Source organism: Burkholderia stagnalis, assembly GCF_039848545.1.
Taxonomy (GTDB): Bacteria; Pseudomonadota; Gammaproteobacteria; order Burkholderiales; family Burkholderiaceae; genus Burkholderia; species Burkholderia stagnalis.
Genome location: NZ_CP156685.1, coordinates 2,333,252 through 2,348,791, shown reverse-complemented (window position 1 = coordinate 2,348,791; position 15,540 = coordinate 2,333,252). Strand labels below are relative to the sequence as shown.

Annotated in this window: 11 protein-coding genes; 10 read left to right on the top strand and 1 reads right to left on the bottom strand. The window is 68.6% G+C overall.

All coding sequences use genetic code 11. The features are described 5' to 3' along the window. Positions 1-18: 18 nt before the first annotated feature. Positions 19-666, bottom strand: coding sequence for a TetR family transcriptional regulator (locus ABFO07_RS10840; protein WP_059886031.1), 648 nt, complete (start codon positions 664-666; stop codon positions 19-21). 149 nt (positions 667-815) lie between these two features. On the opposite strand from ABFO07_RS10840, the gene ABFO07_RS10835 reads away from it, so the two are divergent. The 10 genes from ABFO07_RS10835 (at position 816) to ABFO07_RS10790 (ending at position 15,474) form a co-directional block, all read left to right on the top strand. Then, positions 816-2,006: a MexX/AxyX family multidrug efflux RND transporter periplasmic adaptor subunit gene (locus ABFO07_RS10835; protein ID WP_059906254.1), complete on the top strand. Its 1,191-nt coding sequence runs from the start codon at positions 816-818 to the stop codon at positions 2,004-2,006. A gap of 15 nt (positions 2,007-2,021) precedes the next feature. Further along, positions 2,022-5,159 (top strand): multidrug efflux RND transporter permease subunit, encoded by a 3,138-nt coding sequence (locus tag ABFO07_RS10830; protein ID WP_347467174.1) that lies wholly within the window; start codon positions 2,022-2,024, stop codon positions 5,157-5,159. Further along, positions 5,159-6,604, top strand: a complete 1,446-nt coding sequence (locus tag ABFO07_RS10825) for an efflux transporter outer membrane subunit (protein WP_347468657.1) — start codon at positions 5,159-5,161, stop codon at positions 6,602-6,604. The genes ABFO07_RS10830 and ABFO07_RS10825 overlap by 1 nt, the downstream gene beginning before the upstream one ends. Before the next feature lie 97 nt (positions 6,605-6,701). Then, positions 6,702-7,640 (top strand): hypothetical protein, encoded by a 939-nt coding sequence (locus ABFO07_RS10820; protein WP_059962798.1) that lies wholly within the window; start codon positions 6,702-6,704, stop codon positions 7,638-7,640. A gap of 621 nt (positions 7,641-8,261) precedes the next feature. Continuing rightward, a complete protein-coding gene (locus ABFO07_RS10815; RefSeq protein WP_059560561.1) occupies positions 8,262-8,774 on the top strand; it encodes a fimbrial protein in 513 nt (170 codons plus the stop codon). Positions 8,775-8,894: 120 nt separating this feature from the next. Continuing rightward, positions 8,895-11,348 carry a fimbria/pilus outer membrane usher protein gene (locus ABFO07_RS10810; protein WP_347467172.1) on the top strand — a complete coding sequence of 818 codons (2,454 nt, stop codon included), beginning with the start codon at positions 8,895-8,897 and terminating at the stop codon, positions 11,346-11,348. Positions 11,349-11,365: 17 nt separating this feature from the next. Further along, on the top strand, positions 11,366-12,109 hold the full coding sequence (locus tag ABFO07_RS10805) for a fimbrial biogenesis chaperone (RefSeq protein ID WP_347467170.1): 744 nt from the start codon (positions 11,366-11,368) through the stop codon (positions 12,107-12,109). Further along, the gene (locus ABFO07_RS10800) at positions 12,106-13,131 is read left to right on the top strand and encodes a fimbrial protein (RefSeq protein ID WP_059886020.1); all 1,026 of its coding nucleotides are present in this window, start codon (positions 12,106-12,108) and stop codon (positions 13,129-13,131) included. Before ABFO07_RS10805 ends, ABFO07_RS10800 begins: the two co-directional genes overlap by 4 nt. Before the next feature lie 139 nt (positions 13,132-13,270). Continuing rightward, positions 13,271-14,515 (top strand): calcium-binding protein, encoded by a 1,245-nt coding sequence (locus tag ABFO07_RS10795; RefSeq protein ID WP_347468656.1) that lies wholly within the window; start codon positions 13,271-13,273, stop codon positions 14,513-14,515. Between the two features lie 290 nt (positions 14,516-14,805). Continuing rightward, positions 14,806-15,474 (top strand): RNA polymerase factor sigma-70, encoded by a 669-nt coding sequence (locus ABFO07_RS10790; RefSeq protein ID WP_059886017.1) that lies wholly within the window; start codon positions 14,806-14,808, stop codon positions 15,472-15,474. Positions 15,475-15,540 lie beyond the last annotated feature (66 nt).

Below are 15,540 nucleotides of genomic sequence, written 5' to 3'. Positions count from 1 at the left end.
TTTTTGCGCTTCCGAACCTTATTCCGGCAATTTTTGCGCGCGGCGGCGCAGCGCCGTCGAGGTCCGGACCGCGTCGAAACCCGCATCGAGGATCGCTTCCGCGTCGCTCCACAGATTGCGGCGCAGGCGGTTGGTCCAGACGATCGACTCGAACACGCCTTCGAGCAGCGACACGAGATAGACGGCCGCGAGATGCACGTCGAGATCGGCCGCGACCTCGCCGCCCGCGACCGCGCGGCGCAGCAGCGCCTTGGCGATGCGCAGCATCTGCAGCTCGAGCGCGATGCGACGGCGCTGCAGCGCGAGGTTTTCCTCGCTATGCTCGCATTTCGTATACAGAATGACGAGCACCCGCTGCATCGACCCCGGCTCGCCGCATTGCTCCAGGTAGTGCGACGCGGCGCGCCGCAGCGTATCGAGCGCGGACTGGCCGTCGCTGGCCTCGAAGCCTTCGGACGTGCGCGCGAACGCGCGGTCGCACATCGCGAGACAGACCTCCATCTTGTTCTTGTAGTGGCCGTACACGGCGCCCCGCGACATGCCGGCGGCTTCCGCGAGGTCGGCCATCGCGGTTTGCGCGACGCCGCGCTCGAGCAGCACGAGCTCGGCGGCATCGAGGATCCGGTGCTTGATCGCGAGTGATTCTTCCCGGGTCTTGCGGGCCATGTTGCGTCGTTCCTTACAGTTTGCTGTCGTTTTATTGAGACACTTCGCCGGTAGATTTAAAACGGCATGTATTTAATCAGTCATGACTGATTATAATCAGCCACCCTGAGCCGCCGCATTTTAATGGCGGCACATGATCCGAGGTCCAAATGAAGAATAATCGCTCCCTGTCGCGCCACGGGCTGGCGCCGTTCGCGCTGCTGGCCATGCTGGCCGTCGCCGGATGCGGAAAGGGCGAACACGAGGCCGCGCCCGAGGCCGCGCAGCGCGCGACGGTGCTGACCGTGCGGCCGACCGCGATGCCGCTCGGCGTCGAACTGCCGGGCCGGCTCGAGGCATACCGGCAGGCGGAGGTGCGCGCGCGGGTCGCGGGCATCGTCACCGCGCGCACCTACGAGGAGGGGCAGGAGGTCAAGCAGGGCGCGGTGCTGTTCCGCATCGATCCCGCGCCGCTGAAGGCCGCGCGCGACGCGGCGCAGGGCGCGCTCGCGAAGGCGCAGGCCGCGGCGCTCGCGGCGAGCGACAAGCGCCGCCGCTACGACGATCTGGTGCGCGACCGCGCCGTCAGCGAGCGCGACCACACCGAGGCCGTCGCGGCCGACGCGCAGGCGAAGGCCGAACTCGCGTCGGCGAAGGCCGAGCTGGCGCGCGCGCAACTGCAGCTCGACTATGCGACGGTGACCGCGCCGATCGCGGGCCGCGCGCGGCGCGCGCTCGTCACCGAAGGCGCGCTCGTCGGCCAGGACCAGGCAACGCCGCTGACGACCGTCGAGCAGCTCGATCCGATCTACGTGAACTTCTCGCAGCCGGCCGCGGACGTCGACGCGCTGCGCCGCGCGGTGAAAAGCGGCCGCGCGACCGGCATCGCGCAGCAGGACGTCGCGGTGACGCTGCTGCGCGCCGACGGCAGCGCGTATCCGCTGAAAGGCAAGCTGCTGTTCAGCGATCTCGCGGTCGACCCGACCACCGACACCGTCGCGATGCGCGCGCTGTTCCCGAACCCCGAGCGCGAGCTGCTGCCCGGCGCATACGTGCGGATCGCGCTCGACAACGCGGTCGACCGCCAGGCGATCCTGGTGCCGCGCGACGCGCTGCTGCGCGGCGCCGACCGCGCGTCGGTGAAGGTCGTCGGCGCGAACGGCAAGGTGCGCGACGTCGAGGTCGTCGCCGACCAGATGGCCGGCCGCGACTGGCGCATCACGCGCGGCCTCGCGGGCGGCGAGCGCGTGATCGTCGACAACGCCGCCCAGTTCGCGCCCGGCACCGCGGTCACGCCCGTCGAGCGGCCCGCGCCGCCCGCGGCCGCGCCCGCTTCGGCGGCGGCCGCCCGTCAAACCTGATCGGTTCGAATCAACATGGCACGTTTCTTCATCGATCGCCCCGTGTTCGCGTGGGTGATTGCACTTTTCATCATGCTGGGCGGCGTGTTCGCGATCCGCGCGCTGCCCGTCGCGCAGTACCCGGACATCGCGCCGCCGGTCGTCAGCATCTACGCGACGTATCCGGGCGCGTCCGCGCAGGTCGTCGAGGAATCCGTCACCGCGCTCATCGAGCGCGAGATGAACGGCGCGCCGGGGCTGCTGTATACGTCCGCGACGAGCAGTGTCGGCTCGGCGTCGCTGTACCTGACCTTCCGGCAGGGCGTGAACGCCGATCTCGCGGCCGTCGAGGTGCAGAACCGCCTGAAGACGGTCGAGGCGCGGCTGCCGGAGCCCGTGCGGCGCGACGGCATCCAGGTCGAGAAGGCCGCCGACAACATCCAGCTCGTCGTGTCGCTGACGTCCGACGACGGCCGGATGAGCGCCGTGCAGCTCGGCGAATATGCGTCGGCGAACGTCGTGCAGGCGCTGCGACGCGTCGAGGGCGTCGGCAAGGTGCAGTTCTGGGGCGCGGAATACGCGATGCGGATCTGGCCGGACCCGGTGAAGCTGGCCGGCCACGGGCTCACCGCATCGGATGTCGCGTCGGCCGTGCGCGCGCACAACGCGCGCGTGACGGTGGGCGACATCGGCCGCAGCGCGGTGCCGGACAGCGCGCCGATCGCGGCGACCGTCTACGCCGACGCGCCGCTGAAGACGCCCGCCGATTTCGGCGCGATCGCGCTGCGCGCGCGGCCGGACGGCTCCGCGCTGTTCCTGCGCGACGTCGCGCGCATCGAGTTCGGCGGCAACGACTACAACTATCCGTCGTACGTGAACGGCAAGGTCGCGACCGGGATGGGCATCAAGCTCGCGCCGGGCTCGAACGCGGTGGCCACCGAGAAGCGCGTGCGCGCGACGATGGACGAGCTGTCCGCGTATTTCCCGCCGGGCGTGAAGTACCAGATCCCGTACGAGACGTCGTCGTTCGTGCGCGTGTCGATGAACAAGGTCGTCACGACGCTGATCGAGGCCGGCGTGCTGGTGTTCCTCGTGATGTTCCTGTTCATGCAGAACCTGCGCGCCACGCTGATCCCGACGCTCGTCGTGCCGGTCGCGCTCGCGGGCACGTTCGGCGTGATGTTCGCGGCCGGTTTCTCGATCAACGTGCTGACGATGTTCGGGATGGTGCTCGCGATCGGCATCCTCGTCGACGATGCGATCGTCGTCGTCGAGAACGTCGAGCGGCTGATGGTCGAGGAGCAGCTCGCGCCGTACGACGCGACCGTCAAGGCGATGCAGCAGATCAGCGGCGCGATCGTCGGCATCACGGTGGTGCTGACGTCGGTGTTCGTGCCGATGGCGTTCTTCGGCGGCGCCGTGGGCAACATCTATCGCCAGTTCGCGCTGGCGCTTGCGGTGTCGATCGGCTTCTCGGCGTTCCTCGCGCTGTCGCTGACGCCCGCGCTGTGCGCGACGCTGCTCAAGCCGGTCGCGGACGGCCATCACGAGAAGGGCGGCTTCTTCGGCTGGTTCAACCGCTTCGTCGCGCGCGCGACCGAGCGCTATGCGCGGCGCGTCGGCGGCGTGCTGAAGAAGCCGGTGCGCTGGCTGGTGGTGTACGGCGCGCTGACCGCGGTCGCCGCGCTGCTGCTCACGCGCCTGCCGACCGCGTTCCTGCCGGACGAGGACCAGGGCAACTTCACGGTGATGGTGATCCGCCCGCAGGGCACGCCGCTCGCGGAGACGATGCAGAGCGTGCGCCAGGTCGACGAATACGTGCGCGCCGAGGAGCCGTCCGCCTACACGTTCGCGCTCGGCGGCTACAACACGTACGGCGAGGGGGCGAACGGCGGGATGATCTTCGTGACGCTGAAGAACTGGAAGGACCGCAAGTCGGCGCACGACCAGGTGCAGGCGATCGTCGCGCGCATCAACGAGCGCTTCGCGGCGACGCCGAACACGATGGTGTTCACGATGAACGCGCCGCCGCTGCCGGACCTCGGTTCGACCAACGGCTTCGACTTCCGGCTGCAGAACCGCGGCGGGCTCGACTACGCGGCGTTCGTCGCCGCGCGCGAGAAGCTGCTCGAAGCGGGCGGCAAGGATCCGGCGCTCACCGACCTGATGTTCGCCGGCACGCAGGACGCGCCGCAGCTGAAGCTCGACATCGATCGCGCGAAGGCCTCCGCGCTCGGCGTGTCGATGGACGAGATCAACACGACGCTCGCGGTGATGTTCGGTTCCGACTACATCGGCGACTTCATGCACGGCACCCAGGTGCGGCGCGTGATCGTGCAGGCGGACGGCGCGAGCCGGCTCGACCAGGACGACGTGAAGAAGCTGCGCGTGCGCAACGCGCGCGGCGAGATGGTGCCGCTCGCGGCGTTCGCGACGCTGCACTGGACCCTCGGGCCGCCGCAGCTCACGCGCTACAACGGCTTCCCGTCGTTCACGATCAACGGTTCGGCGGCGCACGGCCACAGCAGCGGCGACGCGATGGCCGCGATCGAGCGGATCGCGTCGCAGTTGCCGGCCGGCACCAGCTTCGCGTGGTCGGGGCAGTCGTTCGAGGAGCGCTTGTCCGGCGCGCAGGCGCCGATGCTGTTCGCGCTGTCGGTGCTCGTCGTGTTCCTCGCGCTGGCCGCGCTGTACGAGAGCTGGTCGATTCCGTTCGCGGTGATGCTGGTGGTGCCGCTCGGCGTGATCGGCGCGGTCCTCGGCGTGACGTTGCGCGGGATGCCGAACGACATTTATTTCAAGGTGGGACTGATCGCGACGATCGGGCTGTCGGCGAAGAACGCGATCCTGATCGTCGAGGTCGCGAAGGATTTCGTCGCGCAGGGGATGCCGCTCGCCGACGCCGCGCTCGAAGCCGCGCGGCTGCGGCTGCGGCCGATCGTGATGACGTCGCTCGCGTTCGGCGTCGGCGTGCTGCCGCTCGCGTTCGCGTCGGGCGCCGCGTCCGGCGCGCAGATGGCGATCGGCACCGGCGTGCTCGGCGGCGTGATCACGGCGACCGTGCTCGCGGTGTTCCTCGTCCCGCTGTTTTTCGTGATCGTCGGCCGGCTGTTCAACGTCGGCCCGCGCCGGCGCGCAACGCTGCCGGCGACGATGGAGGGTACGTCATCATGATGTTTCGCCTGAAGGCGTGCGCAGGCCTGCGCGCCCAGGTCGCGCTGGCCGCCGCGCTCGCGCTCGCGGGCTGCTCGCTCGCGCCGCGCCACGAGCGCCCGGCGGCGCCGGTGCCGTCGACTTTTGCGCCGGTAGACGGCGCGGCGTCGGCCGCGCAACCGTCCAGCCTCGCGCTGCTCGACGACTGGCGCGCGTATTTCACCGATCCGGCGCTGCAGGCGTGGATCGACGCGGCGCTCGCGAACAACCGCGACCTGCGGATCGCGGCCGGCCGGCTCGAGGAAGCGCGCGCGCTGTACGGCGTGCAGCGCGCGGACCGGCTGCCGTCGGTCGACGCGAACCTCGGCTACGAACGCACGCGCCAGTACGACCCGGTGGTGCGCGAGAGCGCGGTGAGCGGGCTGTATCGCGCGGACGTCGGCATCAGCGCGTACGAGCTCGATCTGTTCGGCCGCGTGAAAAGCCTGTCGGACGCGGCGCTCGCCGAGTATTTCGCGACTGCCGAAGCGCAGCGCACGGTGCGCATCGGCGTGATCGCCGAAGTCGCCAATGCCTACGTCGCGGAGCGCGCGCTGCACGAGCAGCTCGGGCTCGCGCAGCGCACGCTCGATGCGCGCGAGCGGATCGCGGCGCTGACGCAGCGCCGCTATGCGGCCGGCACGAGCGACGCGATCGAGCTGCGCTCCGCCGAGATGCTGGTGGCGTCCGCGCGTGCGTCGCAGGCCGCGCTGCAGCGCGAGCATGCGCAGGCGGTGCGCGCGCTGCAGCTGCTCGCGGGCGACTTCGCGCTGGCCGCGCCCGGCGACGGGCTGACGCTCGACACGCTCGCGATCGCACCGGTCGCGCCCGGCGCGCCGAGCGAACTGCTCGAACGCCGGCCGGACATCCGGCAGGCCGAGGCGCGGCTGCGCGCCGCGAACGCGCAGATCGGCGCGGCGCGCGCGGCGTTCTTCCCGCGCATCGCGCTGACGACCGACATCGGCTCGGTCAGCGACGCGTTCTCGGGGCTGTTCGCGGGCGGCACCGGCGTGTGGACGTTCGCGCCGCGCGTCACGCTGCCGATCTTCGCGGGCGGGCGCAACCGCGCGAATCTCGACGTCGCGAACGCACGCAAGCACATCGCGGTGGCCGAATACGAGAAGAGCGTGCAGGTGGCGTTCCGCGAAGTGGCGGACGCGTTCGCCGCGCGCGGCTGGATCGACACGCAGCTCGCCGCGCAGCAGGCCGTGTACGAAGCGGATGGCGCACGCCTGAAGCTCGCCGAGCGCCGTTACGGCGGCGGTGTCGCGACGTATCTCGAACTGCTCGACGCGCAGCGCAGCACGTTCGAATCGGGGCAGGAGCTGATCCGCCTGAAGCAGCTCAGGCTCGGCAATGCGATCGCGCTGTACCGCGCGCTCGGCGGCGGCTGGTCGCCGGCGGGCGGGGAGGCGGCCGGCGCGTGACGCCGTGCGCGCGTCACGGCCGGTAATGTAACGGCCGTCATCGCACCGGCGCGGCGGCGCGTTGGATTCCTTGTCGACACGACCGGGCAGGGCACGCATGACGATCGATCCACGACGGCTGGGCGCCGCGCTCGCGGCAGGCTTCGCGCTGGCCGGGGGCCATGCCGCGCACGCTCAGGATGCGGGCGCCGCGGCGCCGCCGCCGGGCATCGCGGCGAGCCAGCCGGTAACCGGCGCGACGATCGCGCCCGGGGCGGCGGCAGCGACGGCGCACATCGCGGGCGTCGACCTGCCGGTGTTCACGTACCGCCCCGCGCAATGCGCGCCGTCGACGCTGCTCGTCGTGTTCCACGGCGTGCAACGCAACGGCGCCGCCTATCGCGACCACGCGATCCCGCTCGCCGAGCGCCTGTGCGCGATCGTCGTCGCGCCGCAGTTCGACGCGGCGCGGTTTCCGCGAGACGTCTATCAATATGGCGGCGCAAGCGCCGCGCACGGGCTGTCGCGCGACCCGCGGCAGCCGCGCGGGCTCGTTGCGCCGCTCGTCGGCTGGGCGCGGCAGGCGTCGGGCATCGCCGCGCCGAGCGTCGTGCTGCTCGGCCATTCGGCCGGCGCGCAATTCCTCGACCGCGTCGCCGCGTATGGCGCGCCCGACGTCGCACGCATCGTGATCGCCAATCCGTCGACGTGGGTGATGCCGAGCGTGACCGATGCCGCGCCATTCGGCTTCGGCGGCGTCGGCACGGCGCGCGACGCGGACGACGCGCTGCGCGCGTATCTCGCGCAGCCCATCACCGTGCTGCTCGGCACGGCCGACACCGGCAACCGGCATCTCGTGCGCGGCCGCATGGCGGACGCACAGGGGCCCACCCGTCATGCGCGCGGCCTCCATGCGTTCCAGGCGGCCCGCGCCGCAGCGGAAAGCCGCGGCTGGGCGTTCGGCTGGCGGCTCGTCGAGGTGCCCGGCGTTGGCCATGACGCCACCCGGATGTTTGCTTCGCCCGAGGCGCTCGAGGCGGTGCAGGGCACCCGCTGATTCCCGTCTTCTTCCGTTGCCGAGGGCCGCGCAAATGCGACGGCTCGTCGCAGGCGCACGTCCGTCATGGCGTCCCTTCCATTTGACGGGTTGACCTTTCAATTCAATTATGCTGTCTCGATTTTAATGGCGGCAAAATGTCGCAAGTAAAACGTTAAAATCGGCTCGCAAACGATTGCGTGGAATGTCGCGCGCAATCAAATCAAAAAGTTAATTTCCTTAATATTGAAAATGGCGGCGAATGATTGTTGCCGATCGGCAACGATGGCGGATCGAGTCAGGATTATGTCCTTGTGATGGGGGTGTTGGCAGGAGCCTTGTGCGACAAGGGTGTATGGAGTTTTTAGGGTCGGAATGCTGAAATTTCTTTTATATTCAGGCGATTTCGAAAATCGACGTCTGGCGAAAAAAGCTAGTGATCCTATTAAAAACCAAGGCGAAATAGTGCTGAAGAAGTAGGCAAATCTGACATTGTCACGGACGATTTGACAATGATTTACAGAAAACTTTCAGATTTATCTCAATAATGCCGACCTCGTGCCGGACAGGGAGCTCGCCATGGGCTGCCGATTCAAGTCCGACACGTCGTCCACTTCTTCTGTCATTCAATCGGAAACGACCATGAAAAAATCCCTCCTGTCCGCTGTCGCACTGGCTGCCCTGTCCACCTCGGCGTTCGCGGCCGGCACCGGCACGATCAACTTCACGGGCGAGATCGTCGCGGGCGCATGCGGCATCGACGCAGGCTCGGTCGACCAGACCGTGCGTCTGGGCAACGTGCCGACGAACGTGTTCAAGCAGGCCGGCGACAAGTCCACGCCGACCAACTTCGACATCAAGCTGACCGACTGCGACACGAGCATCGCGAAGAACGCGTTCTTCACGTTCACGGGCACGTCGAACGCCACGCAGCCGAAGCTGCTCGCGACCGTCGGCTCGGCCACCAACGTCGGCATCCGCCTGCAGGCCGCGTCGGGTGAGTTCCTCGACAACGGCGCCGAGCAGAAGGCGCCGGTCGTGCTGCAGAACGGCACGAACATCGCGCGCTTCGCGGCGATGTACGAAGCGACCGCGGCCGGCGTGACCCCGGGTACCGCCGACGGCGTCGCGAACTTCACGGTTCGCTACCAGTAAGCCTCTCCCCGCGGGGAAGGGTCGCGCACCTTTCCCCGTTCCGCTTTGCCCCTCCCGTTTTTCTCCAGGACTCCCGGTAGCCCCGTCGTGCGAATCAGTCATTCCATCCTTTGCGTCTCCGTGCTGGCCGTCAGCAGCCAGAGCCAGGCGACGGAATTCAATTCGTCGTTTCTCAGCATCGACGGTGCGAGCAACGTCGACCTGTCGCAGTTCGCGCAGGCCGATTTCACGCTGCCGGGCGAGTACCTGCTCGACGTGCAGGTCAACGACGTGTTCTACGGCCTGCAGACGATCGAGTTCATCGCCGGCGACGCGTCGGGCGCGGGCAAGCCCTGCCTGCCGCCGGAGCTGGTCGCGCAATTCGGCCTGAAACCGTCGCTCGCGAAGGATCTGCCGCGCTTCCAGGGCGGCCGCTGCGTCGATCTCGCCGCGATCGAAGGCGTGAGCGTGCGCTACCAGAAGGGCGAAGGGCGCCTGAAGATCTCGATTCCGCAGGCGGCGCTCGAATTCACCGACGCGTACTACCTGCCGCCCGAGCGCTGGACCGAGGGCATTCCGGGCGCGATGCTCGATTACCGCGTGATCGCGAACACCAACCGCAACTTCGGCTCGGCCGGCAGCCAGACCAATTCCGTGCAGGCGTACGGGACGGTCGGCGCCAACTGGGGCGCGTGGCGTTTTCGCGGCGACTACCAGGCGCAGTCCAACGCGGGCAACACCGTCTATGCGGACCGGACGTTCCGCTTCAGCCGGCTCTATGCGTTTCGCGCGCTGCCGTCGATTGAATCGACTGTGTCGTTCGGCGACGACTACCTGAGCTCGGACATCTTCGACACGTTCGCGCTGACCGGCGCGACGATCCGCAGCGACGACCGCATGCTGCCGCCGTCGCTGCGCGGCTACGCGCCGCTGATCTCGGGCGTCGCGCGCACCAACGCGACCGTCACGGTGTCGCAGCAGGGCCGCGTGCTGTACGTGACGCGCGTGTCGCCGGGCGCGTTCGCGCTGCAGAACATCAACACGAGCGTGCAGGGCACGCTCGACGTCGCGGTCGAGGAAGAGGACGGCACGGTGCAGCGCTTCCAGGTGACGACCGCGTCGGTGCCGTTCCTCGCGCGCCAGGGGCAGCTGCGCTACAAGGCCGCGGTCGGCAAGCCGCGCCTGTTCGGCGGTGCGGGCATCACGCCGTTCTTCGGCTTTGGCGAGGCCGCATACGGCCTGCCGCTCGACGTCACCGTGTACGGCGGCTTCATCGCCGCGTCCGGCTACACGTCGATCGCGCTCGGCGTGGGCCGCGATTTCGGCGCGTTCGGCGCGCTGTCCGCCGACGTCACGCATGCGCGTGCGCGGCTGTGGTGGAACGGCGCGACGCGCAACGGCAACTCGTACCGGATCAACTATTCGAAGCACTTCGATGCGCTCGACGCGGACGTGCGCTTCTTCGGCTACCGCTTTTCCGAGCGCGACTACACGAACTTCTCGCAGTTCTCGGGCGACCCGACCGCATACGGCCTCGCGAACAGCAAGCAGCGCTATTCGGCGACGCTGTCGAAGCGCTTCGGCGAGACGTCGACCTATTTCTCGTACGACCAGACGACCTACTGGGCGCGTCAATCGGACCAGCGCGTCGGCCTGACGCTGACGCGCGCGTTCTCGCTCGGTGCGCTGCGCCGCGTGAACGTCAGCGTGTCGGCGTTCCGCACGATGGGCGCGGGCAGCGGCGGCAACCAGTTCTCGGTCACTGCGACGCTGCCGATCGGCGACCGCCAGACCGTCACGTCGAGCCTGACGACGGGCGGCGGCAACACGAGCGTGAACGCCGGTTACATCTACGACGATCCGGCCGGCCGCACCTACCAGATCGCCGCCGGCACGACCGGCGGGCGCGGCTCGGCGAACGCGAGCTTCCGCCAGCGCACGTCGTCGTACCAGCTCACCGCGCAGGCGTCGACGGTCGCGAATTCGTACGCGGCCGCGTCGCTCGAGCTCGGCGGCTCGCTGGTCGCGACGCAGTACGGCGTGACCGCGCACGCGAACGGCAACGCGGGCGACACGCGCCTGCTGGTGTCGACCGACGGCGTGCCGGACGTGCCGCTGTCCGGTTCGCTCGCGCGCACCAACGCGCGCGGCTATACGGTGCTCGACAGCATCTCGCCGTACAACGTGTACGACGCGACCGTCAACGTCGAGAAGCTGCCGCTCGAAGTGCAGGTGTCGAACCCGATCCAGCGCATGGTGCTGACCGACGGCGCGATCGGCTTCGTCAAGTTTTCCGCCGCGCACGGCCGCAACCTGTTCGTGACGCTGTCGGACGCGAGCGGCAAGGCGCTGCCGTTCGGCGCATCGGTGCAGGACGGCGCGAACGGCAAGGAACTCGGCATCGTCGGCGAGGACGGCGCCGCCTACCTGACCCAGGTCCAGCCGAAATCGTCGCTGGTCGTGCGCGCGGGCGAACGCGCGCTGTGCACGCTCGACGTGCTGCCGGACCAGCTCCAGCTCGAAGGCACGCCGATTCCCGTGACGTGCCAGCCGCCCGGCGAGTCGCATGCCGCGACCGGCCGGATCGAACGATGATTCAACGGAAACCCGCAATGAAACCTTTTTCCCTTCTTTCCCTGCGGCGCGCGTCGTGCGCGCTCGCGACGGCCGGCGCGCTGCTGGCGGGCGCCGCGTATGCGTCGATCGTGCCGGACCGCACGCGCGTGATCTTCAACGAAGGCGAGCAGGCCGCGATCGTGACGATCACGAACAAGAGCGCGAGCTATCCGTACCTCGTGCAATCGTGGATCGAGGATGCGCAGGGCAAGCGCATCACGTCGCCGCTGATGGTCGTGCCGCCGCTGCAGCGCGTCGAGGCGAACGAGCGCAACGTGCTGCGCATCGCGAAGCTGCCGGGCACCGCGCTGCCGGCCGATCGCGAGACGGTGTTCTACCTGAACATCCGCGAGGTGCCGCCGAAGACCGACACGCCGAACGCGCTGCAGATCGCGCTGCACACGCAGATGAAGCTGTTCTACCGGCCGAAGGGCGTGCAGCCGTCGCGCGACGAGGATCCGACGCTGCCGATGACGCTGCGCGTCGACGCCGCCGCGCACAAGCTCGTGTTCGACAACCCGACGCCGTTCCACGTGACGGTGGTCGATCTCAAGGCGGGCGCGCAGAAGGCGCCGGTGCCGCTCGACCCGGTGATGGTGAGCCCGATGAGCACGGCGGACGTGCCGTTCAAGGGCGCGGCGAGCGCGACGCTGTTCGTCACGCACGTCGACGATTACGGCGGCCAGGTGACGGTCGAGTATGCGTGCGATGCGGGTGTGTGCAAGAGCGTGAAGCGATGAGCGGGCGCGTGCGACGACGCGTGTCGCCGCTCGCGGCGTGGCTGCGCTGGGGCGTGCTCGCGATGCTGATCGTGGCGGCGCAGCCGGCGTGGGCGCTGCGCTGCCTGACCGGCAGCGGCGCGGATTCGCTCACCGAGCCGATCGGCGGCGTGGCGTCGTATCCGACGGATGCGCCGGACGGGTACGTGATCTGGGTGTCGCCGCCGCGCACGACGACGGGGTACTGCTACAAGGACTACGGCGGGGCCGCGTTGAAATATGCCGAGCGGGTCTACTTCTACGCGAACCCGGATTCGCAGGTTCCCGCCGCATGGGGGCTCGAGATCGGCATTCGCTACGGCGGCCGGGACTATTTCGGCCTGGGCAGCGGGCCGAGCGCACGCGTGGAAACCGACACCGTCGTGCGCGCGTGTTCGCAATGGGACTTCGACCGGGGGCGCTGCCAGAACGCGCCGCTCAGCATCACCTATCAGGTGGTGGTGCGCAAGAAGGGCCGGTGGGTACAGCCGCCGAGCGATATCTACGCGGTCTTCCAGTTCGACGGCGAGGGCGGCCTCAACGCGTTCCGATCGAGTTTTCGGTACCGGCTGAGCGGGCTGTCGCGCCTGAAGCCGACGCCGTGCCTCGTCGACGTGCTGGTGACGCCCGAGCCCGGCATCGTCAATTTCGGCCAGGTGCAGATGTCCGGCAACGGCTTCCTGCCGGCCGTGCCGCGCAAGCGGTTCTCGCTGTCGCTGACCAAGCAATGCAGCATCCCGATTCGCGTCGACGGCTATTTCGAGGCGACCAAGGGCACCGTGCAGAACGGCCTGCTGGTACCGGCGCAGGACAGCAACTTCGGCATCGGCCTCGAGGACAGCCAGGGCAAGGCGATCGACTTCAACAAGCAGTTCACGCTCACGCAGTTTCCGGCCAACGTCGCGAACCAGACCGTGATGCTCGACGCGGTGCTGAAGTCGTTCGGACCACCGAAGATCGGGCCGTTCAACGCGTCGGCGACGATCCGGATTTTCCTGTATTGAGCGCACCGAATTCCATTGACGACGTGAGGAGGAGGGGGAGATGCAAATGAAAAGCAGTATTGTCGCGGCCGTGCTGGCCGTGTCGGCAATGAGCGCGGTTCACGCGCAGGCGGTATCGGCAGGCGGCTATTCGTTGACCGTGCTCGGCGACCTGGGCGGGCCGCGCGATGTGCGATACAACGGCCACGCCGTCAGCGCGGACGGCAAGACGATCATCGGCGGCTACTGGAGCGAAGCGCAGCCTGGTGGTTCGATGGCTTTCTCGTGGTCGGCCGCGACGGGCTGGCAGAGGCTGGCCGCGCCGGCGAACGTGTACGACGTGCTGGCACAGACGGTATCGGCCGATGGCCGGGTGATCGGCGGCTCGATCAGCGCACTCCAGGCGAACGGCGGCAACCTCGATCGGTGGGCGGTGCGGTGGCCCGGCGACGGTCGCGCACAGGAAATCGTTCCGCGTTCGGCAGGCTGGGGGAGTTCGGTCGAAGTCGCGAATCGCGACGGCTCCAGAATGTCGGGCAGCTTCGTTGCAACCGGCGGCCGGAACGCACGGTTCCTTTGGGACCAGCGCACCGGCTTCCGCGAATTGCCGCTCGGAGGCGATTATCTCGTCCAGTTGCTGACGATGACGCCGTCCGGCAATGCGGCAACCGGATTCGCCGGCAATGTCGACGGCGTATACGGCATGCGTGCACTGCTCTGGACCGAAAAATCCGGCGAGCGGCTGTTGCCGACGCGCAATGAGGGCGACGCCAGAATGGACATGGCACGGAGCGTGTCCGAAGACGGCCGCACGATCGCCGGCAGGCTCGGCACCCTGGTGGCCACGCCGGACGGACAACGGCTCGATTCGGAAGCCGTGCTGTGGACGAACGGTGGCGACAGCATCCAGCGGCTCGGTTTTCTCGAAGGTGACGACAACAGCTACGCGTCGTCGCTCAGCACGGACGGGCGGGTCGTGATCGGCGAATCGAGCGACAGCCGGAGCGGGGTGTCGCGCGTCTTCGTGTGGACACCACAAAGCGGCATGCGCAGTCTCGTGGCGCTGCTCGAAGCGGCCGGCCTGTCGGTCGGCACGCTGAACCTGGGCGGCGTGATCGGCGTCAGCCTCGACGGGCAGACCATCACGGGGCAGGGCTATCGCGAAGACGACGCCGACGGGACGCCGCAGTTCTGGCAAGTGCACATCGATGCGGAGACGCTGCGCGCGTTGCCGCCCGCGAGTCCGGGCGCGGACGCAGCGCGGGTACGGACATCGCAGCCAAAGATGGCATCACGCACGCTGGCGGCGAAGCAGAACGCAGCGGCGCGACGCGACGTCTGCCGCATGCCCGTCAACCCGGCGCGCCTCGCGCAATGCCGAATGCTGCTGCCGGTTGCACGATAGCGAGAGCGTCGTCGGCCGCTGGGCACGCGGCCGGCGACGCGATGCATCGAGGCCCCGGCACCTCGATGCGTTTGCCGCATCCAGCGGCACACAGCGCGCCCTTATCCCGAAAAAATTCGCCACGCCGCCGCCCCGACCGCTCGAAATTTTGAGCTTCGTTCTCATCCAATTCCGCCGGAATCATTGTTCAGACAAATCCCACTAATTTGGAGGGTTATTTACGAACAAAATTGAGAATGATTCGCGTTTACGCTACATTGCGCTATCTCTGAATTGGACGGAGCGAAGCGATGGCGATGGCGGAAGTGCTCGAACGACCGGCCCCGGCGGCGGCGAACCTGTTCCTCGGCGGTCATCTCGACCAGCCGCGCAGCCCCGCGCCGCGCACGCGCCGCAGTGCCGCGCCGCGTGCGCAGGGCGCGCTGCTCGACGTGCTGATCGCGCACCGCGCGATGCTCGTCAACCTCGCGCGCAGCTTCGTCGGCTGCGTGAGCCGGGCCGAGGACGTCGTGCACGACGTGTTCGTCAAGCTCGTCGAATTCCCGAACCAGGATGCGGTGCGCCAGCCGGTCGCGTACGTGACACGGATGGTGCGCAACGCGTCGATCGACGCGTGCCGCCGCCAGAGCCTGGAGAACGTCTATCACGCGGAAGAGGACGACGGCCTTGACGTGCCGTCGCCCGAGCCCACGCCCGAAGCGGCGCTGATGACGCGCGACACGCTGCGCCGCGTGTGCGCCGCGCTCGACGACCTGCCCGAGCGCAGCCGCGCGGCGTTCGAGATGGTGCGGCTGCGCGAGGAAACGCTGCAGAGCGCGGCGCGCGCGCTGAACGTGTCGCAGACCCTCGTGCATTTCATGATTCGCGACGCGGAGCGCCACTGCGCCGAATGCCTCGACGCCTGCCAGCGCGGCGTCGCGTGCCCGGCGTTTTTCGGCGGCCGCGCGCGGCGCCGGTAAAAAAGCGCGCCGGCCATTCGTCTATTCGACAGGAGCGGGCGTTCCGCTCCGTTTCCCTCAACCGCC

Excerpts from the sequence above, each read along its gene's own strand:
- ABFO07_RS10840 (WP_059886031.1), bottom strand. The coding sequence starts at position 666 with ATGGCCCGCAAGACCCGGGAAGAATCACTCGCGATCAAGCACCGGATC.
- ABFO07_RS10835 (WP_059906254.1), top strand. The coding sequence starts at position 816 with ATGAAGAATAATCGCTCCCTGTCGCGCCACGGGCTGGCGCCGTTCGCG.
- ABFO07_RS10830 (WP_347467174.1), top strand. The coding sequence starts at position 2,022 with ATGGCACGTTTCTTCATCGATCGCCCCGTGTTCGCGTGGGTGATTGCA.
- ABFO07_RS10825 (WP_347468657.1), top strand. The coding sequence starts at position 5,159 with ATGTTTCGCCTGAAGGCGTGCGCAGGCCTGCGCGCCCAGGTCGCGCTG.
- ABFO07_RS10820 (WP_059962798.1), top strand. The coding sequence starts at position 6,702 with ATGACGATCGATCCACGACGGCTGGGCGCCGCGCTCGCGGCAGGCTTC.
- ABFO07_RS10815 (WP_059560561.1), top strand. The coding sequence starts at position 8,262 with ATGAAAAAATCCCTCCTGTCCGCTGTCGCACTGGCTGCCCTGTCCACC.
- ABFO07_RS10805 (WP_347467170.1), top strand. The coding sequence starts at position 11,366 with ATGAAACCTTTTTCCCTTCTTTCCCTGCGGCGCGCGTCGTGCGCGCTC.
- ABFO07_RS10800 (WP_059886020.1), top strand. The coding sequence starts at position 12,106 with ATGAGCGGGCGCGTGCGACGACGCGTGTCGCCGCTCGCGGCGTGGCTG.
- ABFO07_RS10790 (WP_059886017.1), top strand. The coding sequence starts at position 14,806 with ATGGCGATGGCGGAAGTGCTCGAACGACCGGCCCCGGCGGCGGCGAAC.